This window comes from Brevibacillus sp. FSL K6-6036, from assembly GCF_037964015.1.
Taxonomy (GTDB): domain Bacteria; phylum Bacillota; class Bacilli; order Brevibacillales; family Brevibacillaceae; genus Brevibacillus; species Brevibacillus borstelensis.
Map to the genome: position 1 here is coordinate 2,580,084 of NZ_CP150173.1, position 13,418 is coordinate 2,593,501.

Genomic DNA, 13,418 nt, shown 5'->3' on the forward strand with positions numbered 1-13,418 from the left:
ATTCGGAATTGCGTACAGACGACAATCGGCGAGGTTATACTGATGGTGGAGGTGAAGCTGATGGCAAACATAGGCGGACATGAACCAAAGCATCATTCCATTCCAATGGCGGATGATGCAAAAATAGCTGCCGACGAGGGACAGCTAACAGACGAAAGATGGCAAGCCATCATAAACAACGATGCTTCCTACGATTTTCAGTTTTTTTACGCCGTCAAAACGACCTGTATTTTTTGCAGGCCGTCTTGCAAATCCAGGCCTCCGAATAAACAAAATGTCCGGATCTTTCAAAACGCGCAGCAAGCCCTGGCAGCCCATTTTCGCCCATGCAAGCGATGCAAGCCGACTGGACAGCGTTTGCCCGACAGCGAGTGGGTCGATCAAATTACGCATTTCATTGACAGCCATTTCAGTGAAAATGTAACACTGGAAATCTTGGCGGAAATGTGCCACGGCAGTCCGTATCATTTGCGCCGCACCTTCAAGCGGGTAAAAGGAATGACGCCCGGCGAATACGTTCAGCAGTTGCGCATGAACATGGCCAAGCAGCTTCTGGCCGATACGGATAAAACGATAACGGATATTGCTTTTGCTGTAGGTATGTCCAGTACGCCTTATTTCGTAACACTGTTCAAGAAAATGACCGGGACGACGCCTACCGAGTATCGGCACCGGCATAAACAAGCATCGGAAACGGGGAGGTTGCACTATGAACGCGAAAACTGATCAGACGATTTACTGGACCTTGTTGGTTCATGAAAACTGGAGAATATACCTGGCCGCGACATCCAGGGGACTTTGCTTTGTGGGGACACCGAATCAGCCTTTGGAGGAAATGAGAGAGTGGGTGGAAAAGCATTTTTCCGGGAGCCCACTGGTGCAAGACGATGAAAAAGTTCAACCGTATGCAACAGAACTGATCGAGTATTTTCAGGGCATCCGCAAAAGGTTTTCCATCCCTTTTGATGTTTCTGGCACGCCGTTTCAGCTCGCTGTATGGAACGCGCTCCGCGAAATTCCTTACGGGCAGACCAGCACCTATTCAGATATTGCATTGCGTATCCAAAAACCGGCAGCAGTCCGGGCGGTCGGGGCAGCGATTGGCGCAAATCCGGTGCTATTCACCGTACCGTGTCATCGGGTGATCGGAAAAAATGGATCGCTTACCGGCTACCGGGGCGGTTTGGATGTGAAAACGAAGCTGCTGCAGCTGGAAAAATCCGAAGGGAGTCCGACATATGCCTGATCGCCTCGCACAGCGAATTTCTGCTCTGGATTGGGACACGCTGCAACAGACGCTGGACGAGCAGGGCTATGCTGTAGTTCCCGGCATCTTAACGAAAGAACAATGCAGGGAAATCATCGAAACCTATACGGTAGAGAGCCATTTCCGCAGCACAATCAATATGGCCAGATATCGGTTTGGGATCGGAGAGTACAAGTACTACCAAGCTCCTCTTCCCGATTTGCTGCAAACACTTCGCCACGGCTTTTATCCTGAGCTTGCGAAAACTGCGAATCGCTGGCACGAGCAGCTTGGTCGCGACATCGTGTATCCGGACACGCTGTTCGAGTTTCTCGACTACTGCCATCAGCAGGGGCAAGTGCGGTCAACGCCGCTGATTCTGAAATATGAGGCAGGCGGATACAACTGTCTACACCAGGATTTATACGGAGAAGTATTCTTCCCGTTTCAGGTCGTGCTCGCCTTGAATCAAAAAGAGCTGGACTACAAGGGAGGAGAGTTCCTCCTGGTAGAGCAGCGGCCAAGAGCGCAAAGCAGAGGTCACGCGATCAGCCTGGAGCAGGGCGCGGGACTTATTTTCCCGACGAGCCACCGTCCAGTCCCGGGAACGCGCGGGTACTACAAGACTACGCTTCGGCACGGAGTCAGCACGGTTGCCTCGGGAACGAGGTACAGTCTCGGGATCATTTTTCACGATGCCAAGTAAACACAACGTATCGTGTATGATAAAAGGAGGAGGCGTATCAGGAATAGGGGAGAGTCTTCATGAAAAGCGAGTTATTCTACAAGTACCCCAAATCGCTGCTTAACAAAGGGACAGGGTTTCTATCCGATTACAGCCACTCTCTCAATCCCTATACTGGCTGTGCTTTTGGATGCTCATACTGTTACGTGCGTCAGATGCCCGTCTCGACGTTTCGCGGCGCTGAATGGGGAACCTGGGTGGATGTGAAAAAGGAAGCTGCGGAGCTTTTGCACAAGGAGCTTCGCAAAGCCAAGGCCAAAGGCGAGGTAACGATATTCATGTCCTCGAGCACCGATCCTTATCAGCCTGTCGAGTATCGGGAAAAAGTGACGAGATCCCTGCTCGAGGTCATGACAGAGGAGCCGCCTGATTTTCTTTTTGTGCAAACCCGCAGTCCGCTTGTTTCCAGAGATGTCGATTTGTTATTGCAGCTCAAGGATCGTGTTCGGGTAAGCATGACCGTAGAAACGGACCTGGAGGAAATACGCAAGCACTTTACACCGGGCGCTCCGCCCATTGCAGCAAGATTAAAAGCGCTGCAGGAACTAGCAGATGCCGGTGTGCCGACGCAGGCGACGATTGCACCGCTACTTCCCAGCAGCGAAGACTTCCCCGTAAAGCTGAAGTCTTTGGTCAGCCGTGTCTGCGTCGATGATTATTTTATGGGGGACGGCAGCGGCGGGAGACGCACGGGAAGATTGGGGATTCGCGCATTGTACGAAGAACTTGGGATGGAAGAATGGTACGACCCGTCCGCTTATCGAATCGTCTACGATAGAATGAGACGGGTTTTTCCCGATCATCAGGTTTTCGTAAGTCAAAAGGGCTTTGCTCCGTTTTAATCAGAGGCAGGGGAGAGCATGTGTCATACAGATCTTTACCCACGTCCGGAATAACCTTTTCCCAGGGAGCAATATTTCGTAAAATAAAGCGAAGGAATAAACGATGAATGCCGAAAGCGAGGGTAACTGCATGGACGATAAAAAAACGCCGCTCGTTCCAGAGCTTGATGAGCTCCTCTACAAATTCACTGAACTGTTGACGGGAGAAGCAACGCCAGAGCGCGTGGAAATGGTAAAGATCTGGTGCCTCTATACACATATGTCAAAAGCGATGCCGCCGCTGGTTCAACATTGGGCGAGCGAGCCGGAACATTTCGAAGCGCGCGACCAGATCCGGGGAATCATTGAGCAAATCAAGCAGTGGAACCAAACAAAAAACCAGAAGCACTGAAAATAGTAGAAACGGTTGCGGTGAAAGGGCTTGGTGCATGCTGCCAAGCCTTTTCACCGTATGAGAATCGAAATAAACGGACGATTGTAGTCGTTAATCATTCAATCCTTTTCCATCGAGAATTTGCGGTATACATTTTTCTACCCTTGACGCTCGCGTTTTGGATTGTTTGGGTGATGAAAAATAAAGAAGGTAGGCTCTTTGCCGTCCCGGCGTCAATGCTTCAAAAGCAGTTTTCAAGGCAGGGTTTTCATCTAGTTTCATTTGAAATTCTTCCGCAACGCTGTAGTCCGTATGCTTTTTAAAATCCACTTCCAAACCGGCTTTTTCAACTTCAATCGCTTCATGAATATAGGCTTTCAAGACGGTTTCCAGTTCAATGATTTCTTCAACATTGGTGAACCGAATCTGGCGAGCCGCCTGTACATTCTCCGTTTGTTGAACGAGAATCCCATGGGTATCCTGTAGCAAGGCACCTTTGTGAAACAGAAGTGCGCAGTATTCTTTAAATCCGTGTATTAACACTATGTTTTTATTCTCATACGTGTAGCAAGGATGCATCCACTTCCATTCTTCTGTCAGCTCACAGTCAAGAACAATATTTCTCAGCTTTTCATATTCTGCCTTCCACTTTTCCGCTTTGCTTACGAATTCGTCAACCTTAGGATTCAATTTGCTATTTGCCATCAAGGAGCACCCCTCATCAATTTCTCGTTGAGCTGACAGTCAAGAATAACCGTTTTTGATCCATTCAATTCTCTTCTGTAATCTTTCGGACCGCCAATTTTATTTCATTCCAAATTCTACCTCACTCGGAAGCATGATCTCAATCATAATCTTGCGTACTTTGCAGATAACTGCCCACAGCGAGACGGCTTACAAAAAAGAACCTCCGGCTTCGCATTATCTCCGGAGGTTCCTGCTCATTTCCACCATCTGTCAAAAGGAGTCACAGGGAGGCTGCGCTTGTGCATGGTCACGTCATATTGTCGTTCGATCTTTTCTTTCACTTCGGCTGATACAGCTTGATTCGTCAAGTATTTATCCAAATCGTCGTAAGAGAATCCAAGTGCGACCTCATCGGGCAGCAGCGGCCGGTTGTCTTCGAGATCGGCAGTAGGGGTTTTCATATAGAGATGCTCCGGTGCGCCCACGTATTGGAGTAGTTGACGCACTTGGCCTTTCGTCAACCCGGTGATGGGGGCGACATCGGCTGCACCGTCTCCGAATTTCGTGAAAAACCCTGTAGCGGCTTCCGGCGCCTGATCTGTGCCCAGGACGAGGAGGCCGAAATGGCCAGCTATGTCATATTGGACCTTCATGCGTTCACGCGCTTTTGTGTTCCCTTTGTGGAAATCGGAGAGAGCCGCACCGGTCGCCAGCTGGAATTGCTCCATGGAAGCATCGACGGCGGGCTTGATGTTTACCGTAATCGTGTTATGTGGACGAATGAATCTTATTGCTTTTTGAGCATCATCTTCATCCAACTGCTGGCCGTAGGGGAGGCGGACAGCGACAAATCGGTATTCCTTGCCCGTCTCCTTGGCTGCTTCATCGCAGGCAACCCGGGCCATATAGCCGGTCAGCGTAGAATCAACCCCGCCGCTGATCCCCACCACATATCCTTTTGCACCTGTTTTCAACAGGTATTCTTTTAAAAAATCCACCCGAAAGCGCAGCTCTTCCTCTGCGTCGATCGTTGCCCGAACATGCAAGCTCTCTATGATTTTCTCTTGCTTTGTCAAGTTCCTGTTCATTAGCGGCCAACCTCTTTCGTGTACAACTGATTCTTGTAAATGTAGTCGAGTACCAGGTCGGGAAGCAGGAAGCTCGGATCGCCGCCATTGCGAATTTCTCCGCGGATATAGCTGGAGCTGATGCCCATACTGATGCCTTTTGACATCGTGAGGAAGTTTTCGTCATTGTTTCTGAGCAGCGGGTCCTTTGCGATCAAGTCATCCATGTGATAGCCTTCCCGAGACATGACAATAAACTTGTGGTTTTTCACCAATTTCTCTGCATTTCCCCAGCGGGACAATCCTTCCAACAGGTCGGCGCCCATGATGAAGAAAATCTCGTCGTCCGGAAACTGCTTGCGAAAGTGCTCCATGGTGTCATAGGTATAGGTTTCGCCAGGGAGCGCATTCATTTCAACCAAAGAGATTTCGAACAAAGGCTCCCCGAATCGGTTGGTTTTGTTTTTGCAGGCTCCCAAAGCAAGCTCGAGCATTTTGACGCGATGCCGGTCTTCCGTTTGCAGAATCTTGTCTCTGCGCATGGAGGAGCAGGGGGTAAAGTACACCTTATCGAGGCGCTTGCGGCTCGCTACCGCAGCTGCCGTAAACATGTGGGAATACGTAATGGGGTCAAAGCTGCTGCCGTATATACCGATTCGTCGCATGGTCGAATCCTCCCTTATTCCATAAGAGCAAATTGCCTTTTTTCGTGGATCAGCTTCTCTTTCAACTCTTTCAATTCGTCAGACAACGATACCGGGTACACCTCCGGGTTGTCGAGGCGCAAATACTCCTCCCAAAACGTATTCTTCTGTGCCAGATGGAAACGGCGGGATTGTTCGAGTGTCGGAGTTTTGTAAACCCGCTTTCCGTGTTCAAAGATCGGGACGAGCAAGGGGACAGCCCGAAAATTGACCACGCGTTTGCTCTTTAACGGGTTCGTCGGATGCTTCAGCACAATTTCTTTGACATGCCCGATTTCTTCATGCTCCAGGCAAATGTAGTCGCCCTTGGCCATTCCGTCCTGATCGTACAGCCGATACACTTTTTTAATGCCCGGATTCAGGATCTTGTCGATATTTTCGGAGATTTTGATCAATGCCATCCAATCCTTTTCCGTCTTGCGGGCCACGATTTTGTGGACGCCGCCGAGTGCCGGGCTGTCGTAAGCGGTGATGTACTTGGTGCCGATGCCCCATATGTCGATTTTGGCTCCCTGATATTTGAGGGAAGTGATCGTGTACTCGTCCAGATCGCTGGATGCGGCTATCTTGACATCGTGCAAGCCGGCATTATCGAGCATTTTCCGGGCTCTTTTGGAAAAGAAGGCGAGGTCCCCGCTGTCCAGGCGAATCCCGCTCAGCTTGTGACCGCGTTCCTGCATGATCTTGCCGACCTTGATCGCATTTGGAATACCCGACCCGAGCACATCGAAGGTATCGACCAGCAAAATGCTTTTCGCCGGAAACACCTCTGCAAATGCAAGGAACGCTTCCAGTTCATTCGGGAAAAACTGCACGAACAGATGGGCATGGGTTCCGGTTGTCGGGACACCGTATTGTTTGCCTGCCTTCATGTTGGAAGAGTAATCGAATCCCGCTATATAGGCGGCACGGGCTCCTTGTACGGAGGCGTCACGTCCTTGGGCTCTTCTTTTGCCCATTTCGATGACCGTCTGACCTTCGGCCGCAGTCATAATCCGCGAAGCCTTGGTCATGAGCAGAGACTCGCTGTTCACGGTATTCAGAAGCTGGGCTTCAATCCAGACGCATTCCATGATCGGGGCCACAATCCGGATATAGGGCGTGTTCGGAAAAACGATCTGGCCTTCTTCCATGGCATAAAGCTGACCAGTGAATCGCAGCGAGCGCAGTTCAGCGAGAAATTCTTCATCGTACAGTTGCTTGCTGCGGAGGTATTCGATGTCGCTCTCGTTGAAGTAGAGATTTTCTACGATGTCGATCAGCTGGTGAAGTCCGCAAAAGGCGACGTATCCGCCAAGCTCTCCCGTATGGTCGCCAACCGGTTTTACAAAAGGCGCCTTGCGGTAGAAGTCGTCGAAAACGACAGGCGTTCGGTGCAAGCCCTTCTTGTACAGGGCATACATCATGTTGATCGCGTATTCGTCTACGTCGAGACCGTAATCTCTGGAAGGATCGAAGAAGGGCAGAATCTCGAAGTCTGCCGTCTGGCCGCACGCAGAGCAGGGATTCACCTGATCCGAGATGCGAAAATTTGGTTGCTTGCAGGAATTGCAAATATGGACAAAACGATATACTTTCGGATCAATCGCATCAAAAATGGTCCTTTTCATCCGTTCCCAATCCTTTCTGCTCCGGCAAAGGGAGTTGTAAGAGAGGGGAGAGGAGGCTCCCCTGGTCAAGCTTTCGATACAACCTTCATGCCCATCTGGTTTTTAAAGTGACCCAATGCCCATTCGTGACCGGCAGGATTGAAGCTTGCCACGGCATCCTCGTGAATGACTACCTCGTACCCGAGATACCAGGCCGAAACGGCAGTATGGAGAACACAAATATCCGTGCAAACGCCGACAAGATGGATTTCCCGGATGCCCCGCGCCTGAAGCTGGAGAGCCAAATCTGTTCCCTCAAAGGAGCTGTATCTCGTTTTGTCCATCCAGTAAATCGCCGCTTCATTTTCCAGGTAGAGATCGTGCAGCGCTCCATATAGATGGCGTCCCTTTGTGCCCATGATATTGTGCGGGGGATAGAGGGCGGTTTCCGGATGGTAAGGATCGTTTTCTTTGTGGCCATCCACAGCCATGACGACATAATCTCCATTTTGCAGAAACTCATTGGTTAGCTCGCAAATCCGCTTCTCGATGTTTTGTCCGGGTTCTCCGCAAGTCAGGGCACCGTCTGCAGCAACGAAATCATTCGTATAATCGATGACAATCAACGCTTTTTTGCTCATCATCATGACCTCCCGAAAATCAAAATGTATTTTTGATATTGTCAAAATAACCTTATCGTTACTTAAAAAAAGATGGACTAATAGATCGTTAAAAAGGGGACGTAGTCCGTAAAACGGTACAGTTTCGCCTTGTTTTGCGAGTATTCATTCGAATATTTGATCCGGTCTTGCGAGTCCCGGGCGACTTCAATGATCCCTTTTCTCGTTTTGGTGCCCACTAATTTTTTCTCAAAGTTTGATCTATCCACTGTATATGTCGGCACTACCGTTTCGATGACCTGGAGCAGCTCGGATAACGTGAATTCTTCCGGCAGGAATTCCTTGGCGATGTTGGTTTGCAGCATTTTTTCCTGGATGCGTTTGAGCGCATCCTCCAATATCCTGTTATGGTCAAAAGCAAGCTTCATCGACAAGGCTTCTTCCACTGTAAACAAGCGAGCATCAACTGCGTCGTCATCCGCTTTAAAACCGGAAAGGCTTTTCTCGTTCACCAGAGCGTAGTAGGCGACCGTGGGAATCCAGCCTCCCGGATCTCTTCCCGGAGTGTAGTAGGCTTTCAGTTGTTCGATATGGACGTTTTCGTTCAGGATGTGGGTTTCTTCTCTCAATTCCCGCTCGGCACAAGCGTCGAGAGTCTCGTGTTCATTGGAAAAACCGCCGGGAAAAGCCCAGTAGCCTGGAAACCGGTCGCTTTTCGGATCGCGCTGGATGAGCAGGATCTTCAGCTTTCTCTCCGGAAGCGACTTGTTTTTTGTATCTTTTCTGGGCTCGGATGTGATTGTAAAAATGCATATATCGGTAGGCAGACCGTCCGGAGAACGAAAGACCGGCTTTGAAACGGATGCAGAATTCAAAATTGTCTCCTCCTTTCTGCATCGTCTTGGCTTTATTTTATAAGGTGGAAATTACCTTGTCAATATGGTATGGTGAAAAACACCATATGATTTTATTCTATGTTTCTTTATTGAGTAGTAGACCGGTAGTGACAGCATATCTTTTTATTGACGTTAACGTAAACGTAAAGGTATGTCTATGGTAGAATAGCAAAGAAAGGATGCTCCTAGACGCAATGAGAAAGGCCGTGATCGGCATGCTATGCAACAAAATTTTGATGCCTTTCGATGGATCGGCGTTAGCCAAAAAAGCACTGGAAAAAGCGGTCAAGCTGTCGTGCAGCATGCTCATATTCCGGTGCTGCTCGTAAAATATGAACCGGATTCGCGGAAAATGATAGCTCGTACTGAGAAAATCGACTTCATTCAGAGGGCATTTTTTTAGAAATGCGAGAAAAACAATCTGCTGTAAACCGAAAGGAAAGCGATCGAGGCTTCTGATAGAGAGAGCCATTCTGTTTATGTTATAATAGGTACCGTCTTTCTTGAATTGGCTGCAGATTCAGGAGGTATGCCATTTCATTTTTTCCGCCGCTCAGTTTCAGGCATATCCGGTTTTATAAACATCCCTGCTCCGGCATTGTTTTATAATTTCCTCTTGTGAACTGGATATCTTTCATTTAGTATTTTTTTGTCAGCAATCATTTCGTTGCTATGAACCTCCTCTTGAGGGGAGCAGCCTTAATTTGAAACCGTCGAAAGAGAGTGGGACATTATGGGTCGTAAATGGAACAATATCAAGGAAAAAAAAGCGTCAAAGGATGCCAATACCAGTCGGATATATGCAAAGTTCGGTAAAGAAATTTACGTTGCAGCCAAACAGGGAGAACCGGACCCGGAATCCAATCGCGCCCTGAAGGTCGTGCTTGAGCGCGCAAAAACGTACAGCGTACCGAAAGCGATCATTGACCGGGCCATCGAAAAAGCAAAAGGCGGTTCCGAAGAAAGCTACGACGAGCTGCGTTATGAAGGCTTCGGACCAAATGGATCGATGATCATCGTCGATGCACTGACCAACAACGTAAACCGTACTGCTTCCGAAGTCCGTGCAGCCTTTAATAAAAATGGCGGCAACATGGGCGTGAGCGGTTCGGTAGCCTATATGTTCGATGCAACTGCCGTTATCGGTGTCGAAGGCAAAACTGCGGAAGAAGTTCTCGAATTGCTCATGGAAGCGGATGTGGACGTACGCGACATTCTGGACGAAGACGGATCGGTGATCGTCTACGCGGAGCCAGACCAGTTTCACGCCGTACAGGAAGCGTTCAAAAATGCCGGCGTCACTGAGTTTACCGTTGCAGAGCTGACCATGCTCGCGCAAAATGAAGTGACACTTCCCGAAGACGCGCAAGCTCAATTTGAAAAATTGATTGATGCACTGGAAGATCTGGATGATGTCCAGCAGGTGTACCACAATGTAGATTTGGCGGAGTAAATGCTTGGCGCCGGTCCCGGCGATAGGGACGTCCTTGCAAGCCAACTGAATCAACTCGATATTTCATATAAGAATCGAAAAACTGTCCCTTCAAAATGAAGTGCACCCCTTAGAATGGACATTGGATTAAACCCCTGGTAAATCCGATGAAATTTAAGGGGTGCATTTTTTATGGTGAAAAAGGGGCAAACGTTTAGAAGTTATTCTCACGAATTAAAGGTGGAAGCCATACGACTGCATATCGAAGAAGGATGGACATACCGTCGAATCATGGAGCATCTGGGGATTCCGGACCGCCACCGGCTTAAAGTATGGATGAAAAAATATAAACAGTTAGGCGAATTTGGGTTGATGGATCAACGAGGTAGACGTGAAGAATATGTTGATCAAGATCGATATGTTAAAAAGCTAAAACGAGAGAACTCGATGCTAAAAAAGTGTTTGAAAATCTGGATGCGGGAGGTGCAGCCCATAAGTATGAGGCGATCAAGCAAGTAGCTGGTGAGTATACGACTAGTGAACTTTGCAAGCTGTTTGGAGTCTCAAGAAGTGGATACTATGCATACTTGAAACGGCAACAAGCGGACCGGGACAAGCCCGTGAAAGACCTCATCAAAGTAGTTTATAAGAAGTATGATGGTAAATATGGGTATCGACAAACCCAGCTGTTTCTCTTACGAGATCACGGGGTATGGGTCAACCATAAGAAGGTACTACGTCTGATGCAAGAAATGAAGCTCCGTTCTCGAATACGCCGCAAATATCGAGGTCACTATGCTTCAACCGAAGGTGGACGAGTCGCTGAGAATGTGATGCAGCGGAATTTCAAAGCGGATGCACCTAATCGAAAATGGGTAACCGATGTCACACAGTATCGTGTCGCGGATACGTGGCTCTACCTGTCTGCTATTAAGGATTTGTTTAATAATGAGATTGTGGCTTACCACATTGGAGTTCGCAACGACAATCAGTTGGTCCTACGGACCTTTGAGAAAGCCTTTAAAAAGACGAAAGACGTGACTGGACTGATCGTTCACAGCGATCAGGGATTCCAGTACACGTCCTACGCTTACCACGACATGTTGCCGAAGGTTGGCGCCCAAATCAGCATGTCTCGGAGAGGCAACTGTTATGATAATGCCTCGATGGAGAGCTTCTTCTCGCATCTCAAAACGGAAGGGCTCTACCCTTATGATATCCGAAGTGTGGATGAGGCACAAAGGCGAATTGAGGAATATATTCAATTCTACAACCAAAGTCGACCACAACGAAAATTAAAAAGGCTGACGCCTGTTGAATTCAGACGTCAGCTGTCGGTCTAACGGTCGGGTTTTTTCTTACTGTCCACTAAATGGGGTCTTGACCAAAAGAGGGGACGGTTTTTTTATTTGCTCAGGACAAAAAAAGCATAGAACTTACAAACATTGGTTAATGTATAAACAAAATGGAAAGGGCAGGTGCCATGCAATGAATGCCAACCAAGAACTGAAGAACACGCTTTCGTATATCCATTCCGAGCTGAATCGGATCGAAACGATGGCCGGAACGCTGTCTACCATTGAGCACGACCATTACAAAAAGCTCACGAATTTCGATGACCGAAACCTGGTCGATATTGCCGTGGAAGAACAGAATGCTGCCCGCCAGCTTGGCACCATGAAGCACATGTGCTTGGCGATGACCCAAAAATTAGAGGGGCTCATAAACGCACTAGACGGTGGTGAACCGGGGGAGAGTGGGCAACGTGCTGAGACTCATTGAAAACTTCATCCGTTCGGCTATTAACGAAACGGTGGATAAAGCAGTAACGAGAATGATGAGGGATCAATACATTGAAAACCTGTTTGAGATGGTGCCTGCCACGAAAAAGGTTGGACCGATCAACCTTATGGAAATCGCGATGCGGGCTGCCCAGGGAACACCCGTCCCTCGTCCGCTTGGCAGTCACCTTCACTTTTCCCCGTGGGAGAAAATCTTGTTTAATCCCGTACATTTATTCCGCTTTCCAACACCAGAAAATGTAGGGATCAAGACTTCTGTCACGATCGGCCACCGCGCGCGAAAACCATTGACCATCTCCATGCCGATCATGATCGCAGCGATGTCGTTTGGAGGGGCGCTTAGCAAGAGTACAAAAATTGCGTTGGCCAAGGCGGCTGCGGCTGCGGGGACAGCGACCAATACAGGGGAAGCAGGTCTGCTCGAGGAGGAGCGGGAAGCCGCTCGCTTGCTGATCGGTCAATACAATCGCGGCGGCTGGTTGAATACCCCTGACAAGTACAACCGTCTGGATGCCATTGAGATTCAATTGGGACAAGGCGCCCAGGGATCAGCCTACCAGCGGACAACAGCAAAAAACATCGGTGAAGATTACCGAAAGGTTTTTGAGCTTCGCGAAGGGGAGGATGCGCTTATTCATTCGCGTCTTCCGGGGGTAAATACAAAAGAAGATTTTATTCAGCTCGTCAGGCGGCTTCGGGATGAGACGGGTGTACCGGTCGGGCTCAAAATCGCAGCAACCCATCACCTGGAAAAAGAGCTGCAAATTGCGGTAGAGGCCGGGGTAGATTTCGTTACGCTGGATGGAGCAGAGGGTGGAACCCATGGAGGAGCGCCGACGCTTCAGGATGATGTGGGGCTGCCGACTCTTTTTGCGATCACGAGGGCAACAGAATTTTTTGCCCGCAAAGGCGTTTTCCGGGATGTCAGTCTACTGGCCACAGGCGGACTTGTAACGCCGGGGCAAATGCTCAAAGCGATAGCACTGGGTGCAGATGCAGTCTATATCGGCACCGCAGCACTCATGGCGCTCGTGAGCGAACAAATGGTCAAGTCGGTTCCGTTTGAACCTCCCACCAGTTTGCTGGTTTATACGGGAAAAATGACGGATCAGCTAGATATTGACCAGGCGTCGACCAATTTGTTTCGGTACCTCAACGCTTGTGTGACAGAAATGGAATTGGTTGCTGTATCAGCAGGAAAAACCGCTTTATCCGACATTTCCAAAGCTGACCTTTGCACGCTTGACCCGTTTCTCGCAAAAGCAACCGGCATTCAGCTGGGGTACGTTTCGCCCGAGAATCAAGATCGTTTCTTCGAAGAAACCAAACCCGTGTTCGATCAGACCGAAGAGCGCTTTGCAGAAACACAGCCTTCCACTTTTCACTAGCAGAATGAATTATTTTTCTCCAGAGCC

General features: G+C 49.0%; 16 protein-coding genes. 10 read left to right on the plus strand and 6 right to left on the minus strand.

The features are described from left to right. The first annotated feature begins 105 nt into the window (after positions 1-105). The 5 genes from NST37_RS12895 (at position 106) to NST37_RS12915 (ending at position 3,224) form a co-directional block, all read left to right on the plus strand. Positions 106-726: a bifunctional transcriptional activator/DNA repair enzyme AdaA gene (locus NST37_RS12895; protein ID WP_339186789.1), complete on the plus strand. Its 621-nt coding sequence runs from the start codon at positions 106-108 to the stop codon at positions 724-726. After that, on the plus strand, positions 710-1,246 hold the full coding sequence (locus NST37_RS12900; protein WP_339185481.1) for a methylated-DNA--[protein]-cysteine S-methyltransferase: 537 nt from the start codon (positions 710-712) through the stop codon (positions 1,244-1,246). The genes NST37_RS12895 and NST37_RS12900 overlap by 17 nt, the downstream gene beginning before the upstream one ends. Next, positions 1,239-1,952, plus strand: a complete 714-nt coding sequence (locus tag NST37_RS12905; RefSeq protein ID WP_339185482.1) for a 2OG-Fe(II) oxygenase — start codon at positions 1,239-1,241, stop codon at positions 1,950-1,952. Before NST37_RS12900 ends, NST37_RS12905 begins: the two co-directional genes overlap by 8 nt. A gap of 59 nt (positions 1,953-2,011) precedes the next feature. Further along, positions 2,012-2,833 carry a spore photoproduct lyase family protein gene (locus NST37_RS12910; protein ID WP_122958548.1) on the plus strand — a complete coding sequence of 274 codons (822 nt, stop codon included), beginning with the start codon at positions 2,012-2,014 and terminating at the stop codon, positions 2,831-2,833. A gap of 130 nt (positions 2,834-2,963) precedes the next feature. Continuing rightward, positions 2,964-3,224, plus strand: coding sequence for a DUF2573 family protein (locus tag NST37_RS12915; protein WP_003386754.1), 261 nt, complete (start codon positions 2,964-2,966; stop codon positions 3,222-3,224). A 93-nt stretch (positions 3,225-3,317) separates the two neighbouring features. Here the strand turns inward: NST37_RS12915 and NST37_RS12920 are convergent, their stop codons facing one another. The 6 genes from NST37_RS12920 to NST37_RS12945 all read right to left on the minus strand — a co-directional run bounded on the left by NST37_RS12920 (position 3,318) and on the right by NST37_RS12945 (position 8,748). Further along, a complete protein-coding gene (locus NST37_RS12920) occupies positions 3,318-3,911 on the minus strand; it encodes a YdeI family protein (protein ID WP_003386753.1) in 594 nt (197 codons plus the stop codon). A 236-nt stretch (positions 3,912-4,147) separates the two neighbouring features. Next, the gene (gene nadE / locus NST37_RS12925; RefSeq protein ID WP_031933015.1) at positions 4,148-4,981 is read right to left on the minus strand and encodes an ammonia-dependent NAD(+) synthetase; all 834 of its coding nucleotides are present in this window, start codon (positions 4,979-4,981) and stop codon (positions 4,148-4,150) included. After that, positions 4,981-5,625: a nicotinate (nicotinamide) nucleotide adenylyltransferase gene (gene nadD / locus NST37_RS12930; protein WP_024984868.1), complete on the minus strand. Its 645-nt coding sequence runs from the start codon at positions 5,623-5,625 to the stop codon at positions 4,981-4,983. Before nadD ends, nadE begins: the two co-directional genes overlap by 1 nt. Positions 5,626-5,639: 14 nt before the next feature. Next, positions 5,640-7,274: a nicotinate phosphoribosyltransferase gene (locus NST37_RS12935; protein WP_279041927.1), complete on the minus strand. Its 1,635-nt coding sequence runs from the start codon at positions 7,272-7,274 to the stop codon at positions 5,640-5,642. Between the two features lie 65 nt (positions 7,275-7,339). Next, positions 7,340-7,894: an isochorismatase family cysteine hydrolase gene (locus NST37_RS12940; protein ID WP_122958550.1), complete on the minus strand. Its 555-nt coding sequence runs from the start codon at positions 7,892-7,894 to the stop codon at positions 7,340-7,342. A gap of 77 nt (positions 7,895-7,971) precedes the next feature. Then, a complete protein-coding gene (locus NST37_RS12945) occupies positions 7,972-8,748 on the minus strand; it encodes an NUDIX domain-containing protein (protein WP_024984870.1) in 777 nt (258 codons plus the stop codon). A gap of 754 nt (positions 8,749-9,502) precedes the next feature. On the opposite strand from NST37_RS12945, the gene NST37_RS12950 reads away from it, so the two are divergent. From NST37_RS12950 to NST37_RS12970, 5 genes are all read left to right on the plus strand, one after another. Then, positions 9,503-10,222, plus strand: coding sequence for a YebC/PmpR family DNA-binding transcriptional regulator (locus tag NST37_RS12950; RefSeq protein WP_024984872.1), 720 nt, complete (start codon positions 9,503-9,505; stop codon positions 10,220-10,222). A gap of 171 nt (positions 10,223-10,393) precedes the next feature. Next, positions 10,394-10,720, plus strand: coding sequence for a helix-turn-helix domain-containing protein (locus tag NST37_RS12955; RefSeq protein ID WP_024985204.1), 327 nt, complete (start codon positions 10,394-10,396; stop codon positions 10,718-10,720). After that, positions 10,660-11,544, plus strand: coding sequence for an IS3 family transposase (locus tag NST37_RS12960; protein WP_155808033.1), 885 nt, complete (start codon positions 10,660-10,662; stop codon positions 11,542-11,544). Before NST37_RS12955 ends, NST37_RS12960 begins: the two co-directional genes overlap by 61 nt. A 145-nt stretch (positions 11,545-11,689) precedes the next feature. Next, positions 11,690-11,983 (plus strand): hypothetical protein, encoded by a 294-nt coding sequence (locus NST37_RS12965; protein WP_024984873.1) that lies wholly within the window; start codon positions 11,690-11,692, stop codon positions 11,981-11,983. Next, on the plus strand, positions 11,967-13,391 hold the full coding sequence (locus NST37_RS12970) for an FMN-binding glutamate synthase family protein (protein WP_003386743.1): 1,425 nt from the start codon (positions 11,967-11,969) through the stop codon (positions 13,389-13,391). The genes NST37_RS12965 and NST37_RS12970 overlap by 17 nt, the downstream gene beginning before the upstream one ends. Positions 13,392-13,418 lie beyond the last annotated feature (27 nt).